Origin of the sequence: Oerskovia sp. NPDC056781, from assembly GCF_042789955.1 — a bacterium.
Lineage (GTDB): Bacteria > Actinomycetota > Actinomycetes > Actinomycetales > Cellulomonadaceae > Oerskovia > Oerskovia rustica.
Genome location: NZ_JBHUAD010000317.1, coordinates 1 through 3,648, shown reverse-complemented (window position 1 = coordinate 3,648; position 3,648 = coordinate 1). Strand labels below are relative to the sequence as shown.

The window sequence follows — 3,648 nt, the reverse complement described above, 5'->3', positions numbered from 1 at the left end:
GATCTACTCCCGCGCCGAGGCGCTGCCCGCGCTGCGGGCGGGCATCGCGGTCCTGCAGCCCGATCTGTCGCACGCCGGCGGCATCTCCGAGGTACGGCGGCTGGCCGCTCAGGTGCCCGCCGGCGAGCCCGGCGATGAGCTGGTTGATGTCGACGCCCGTGAGCTGCTTGATGACCTGCTGGCCCTCGCCCAGCACCGAGGCGACGTTCTTGGTGACGGCGCTCGCGCCGTCGGTCGAGATGACCGTCATGCCCTGGATCTTGCCGATGGGCTCGGCCGCGGCGCGGACGATCTCCGGCAGGCGCTCGATGAGCTCCTGGACCAGGGCCGCCTCGCCGTACTTCTTGAGCGCCTCGGCCTTGGCGTCCGTGGCGACGGCCTCTGCGCGCCCCTCGGCCTCGACCGCGAACGCCCGCGCCTCACCCTCGGCCTTGATACCGACGGCGAGGGCGACCTGGCGGTCACGCTCGGCCTCACCGGCGCGGCGGACGGCCTCGGCGGAGGCCTCGGCGTCCTGGATCGCGGCGGTCTTGTTGGCCTCGGCGATCGTGGTGCGCTTGTACGCGTCGGCCTCGGTCGCGGCGTTCGACGAGTCGCGCTGGGCGTTGGCGCGCTGGACCTCGGCGTAGGCCGCGGCCTCCGCGGGCTTGCGGATCTCGATGTCGAGGCGCTCCTGCGTCACGCGGGCCTGCTCGGCGAGGGCCTCGCGCTCCTCGACCGCGACCAGGCGCTCCTGCTCGGCCCGGGCGAGCTGGCCTGCGGCCTCGGCCTCGGCGTTGGCCTTGTCGGTCTCGGCCTTGATGATCGCTCGCTTGAGGTCGAGGGCCTTCTGGCGCTCGGCGATCTGCTCGGCGGCGTCGATCGCGGCGAACTCCGACGCGCGCTGCGCCTCGGCCTCGGAGACCTCGGCGACCTGACGTGCGCGGGCGGCCTCGGCGCGACCGAGGTTCGCGAGGTAGTCGGAGCCCGGCGTCGAGATGTCCGAGATGTTGAGCAGGTCGACCTGCAGGCCCTGCTCCGAGAGGTCGGTCTTGGTCGACTCAACGACGCGGTCCGAGAGGCCCTTGCGGTCGGAGATGATCTGCTCGATCGTCATGTCGCCCACGATCGAGCGCAGCGAGCCCTCGAGGGACTCCTTGATGATCTCGGTCAGCGTGCCCTGCTGGGACAGGAAGCGCTGAGCAGCTCGACGCACACCCTCCTCGTCACCGCGGACCTTGAAGTTGATCGAGGCCTTGATCGCGATCTTGATGCGGTTCTTGTCGACGCCCTCGACCGTGATGCCGATCTGGCGCTGTTCGAGGGAGATGGAGAAGCCCTGCTGGAGGATGGGCCACACGAACGTGCGGCCGCCCGTGACGACGCGCTGGCCCGTACCTGCGGCCTCCTTGCGGCCCGCGCCGCGCCCGACGATGATCAGCGCCTCGTTCGGGGGGACGCGCCGGATGCGCTTGGCGATGAAGGTGATGATCGCGAAGAACGCGATGACCAGGGCGATCGTGGCGATGATGCCGACGAGGTTGGAATCTTCGAGCATGTCGGTACGCGCCTGCGGCGCGACTCCTTTCGGTGGCGGGTCGTGCGTGCGGGTCGTGCGGGTCGTGCCGGTCGGGCTGGTGGTGCTCGTCGTGCTCGTGGTGCGGCCGGGGTCGCCGGCGGGGTCACCCGAGGAGGGGTCAGTCGTTGGGGAAGTACCGCCGGACGCGCACGCGCGTGCCGGACTGCTCGAGGACGACGACGCGCGCCCCCGAGGGGATCGGCTCGTCGGCCCAGGCGAGGCGTCGTTCGAGCTCGTGGGCGGCGTCGAGCGAGACCTCTCCGGTCGCGGGCGAGATGTCGCTCGTCGCGGTGCCCTGGACACCGACGAGCGAGACGGGGACGGCGTCGTCGGAGGCGCGGAGCTTGGCCGTGAGCACGGCCACGAGGAGGACCGCGAGGGCTGCGAGGACCGCGGAGCCCACGTACGCGAGGACGACGGGCAGGTCGTTCGAGACGACGATCGCCCCGGTCGCGCCGAACACGATCGCCCCGACGCCGAGCGAGGTCCCCGAGACGGCGCCGTCGCCGAGCTCGATGAACTCTCCGAGGATCATCGAGATCAGGACGAGCGCGAGCCCGACGATGCCGACGACGACGAACGTGATCACCGCATACCCCCCAGGGTCGGTCACGTCGCGCCGCCGAGCACGGGCCGCCCGGGCACTTGACGTGATCGTGAACTTGCCCGAACTCTAGCGTGACTCAACCCTGCCCCGGGACGAGATGGGTAGTCCGCCCCATGCGGCCCGTTCGTCCCGGGCGGTCCTGCGCTCTGCGGACCGGCCGTCGGACCCACCCCGGACATGGCCCGATGTGCGTCCGACGACCGGTGCGTGGGGTCAGCGGGAGAGCTGGTCCAGCAGCACGTCGAGGTTTGCCGCGGCCGTGTCCCGGTAGCCCTGGACCCATTCGCCCTGGTAGTCGCGGGGGACGACCTCGGTCACGAGCACCGCGCTGATGTACGCGCGGTACAGGAGCAGGCGCACGTCGGGGGCCCCGAGCGTGCTCGCCCCGGGGCGCACCTGCCCGACGGCGCCGCGCGCGCGGGGAGCGCCGTCGTCGGGCCGGAATTCACCCGGGGCGGGAGACGTGAACCACGGCTCCTCGACGAGCAGCCGGCCCCCCGCCGAGCGGTAGCCCTCGGCGATCGCGGGCGGGACGGGACCGAGACCGAGCTGGTCGGCGCCCGCGAGCTCGTACAGGGGGTCGGCCCACAGGCAGCGCTCGGTGTCGATCACGCCGCTCAGCCGCAACGGGGACGGCTCGTCGGGGGAGCCCACCGGGTCCACTGGGTCCACTGGGTCCACTGCGTCCGCGGGGCCGGGCGACCCGGCCGCGAGGAAGAGGTTGCCCGGCCACAGGTCGGCGTGGACGAGGCGCGGGACCGTGACCTCGGCGAGCGCGTCGTGGTGGCGCGCGACCACGGCCCGCAGGGCGTCGGCCGGGAGGTCGACGTCCCAGGTCCGGGCGTCGGCGAGCAGGGCGTCGACCATGAGACCGAACGCCTCGGGCCATGTCGGGGCGCTCATCCCGGACGCGGGGGCGGGGTAGCCGAACGCGTCTCCCGTGACGGTGTGCAGGCGGGCCATGAACGCGCCGAGGTCGTGCCGGACGCGTTCCGTCGCGGCGTCGTCGAGCGGGGGCAGGGCGTTCCACACGTCGCCGTCGAGGAACGTGACGACCAGGGCGTCGCCGTCGAGCGCGGTCCGGCTGAAGTCGCTGTGGACGACGCGCGGCATGAGGAGGTCGGGGCGGTCCGCCACACGCCGGTAGACGTCCTCCTCGGTGCCGAGGATCCCGTGCTCGTAGCGCAGGAGGCGGGAGGTGTCGGCGCTCGTGATCTTCACGACGAGGCGCCGACCGTCCGTGAGGTCGACCCGGAATGTCGAGGCGAACAGGCCGCCGTCCAGGGGAGCGGCGTCGGCGATCTCGCCGAGCGGGGACACGATGCGGGAGAGCTGGTCGTCGGTGACCGTCATCTTGGTGAGCACGCTGGCGATCGTATCGATTCGAGGGGCCCTGCGGTAGGGCGTGGCCACGCTTGGATCGCGAGGTTCCTCGTCGAGTGTGCAGTTCGGGCTGTCTCGCGGGCCGTGGGACAGCCCGAAC

General features: G+C 72.2%; 3 protein-coding genes. All 3 read right to left on the bottom strand.

Annotated elements, in window-relative coordinates:
• The coding region (locus tag ACFRCR_RS17710; RefSeq protein ID WP_377679395.1) for a flotillin family protein at nt 1–1,537 on the bottom strand (1,537 nt) is incomplete at its 3' end.
• 139 nt (nt 1,538–1,676) lie between these two features.
• Nucleotides 1,677–2,171, bottom strand: coding sequence for an NfeD family protein (locus ACFRCR_RS17705; protein ID WP_318244155.1), 495 nt, complete (start codon nt 2,169–2,171; stop codon nt 1,677–1,679).
• A 207-nt stretch (nt 2,172–2,378) separates the two neighbouring features.
• Entirely contained in the window at nt 2,379–3,530 is a 1,152-nt protein-coding gene (locus ACFRCR_RS17700; protein WP_377679392.1) for a phosphotransferase family protein, read from the bottom strand.
• Between the last annotated feature and the right edge of the window lie 118 nt (nt 3,531–3,648).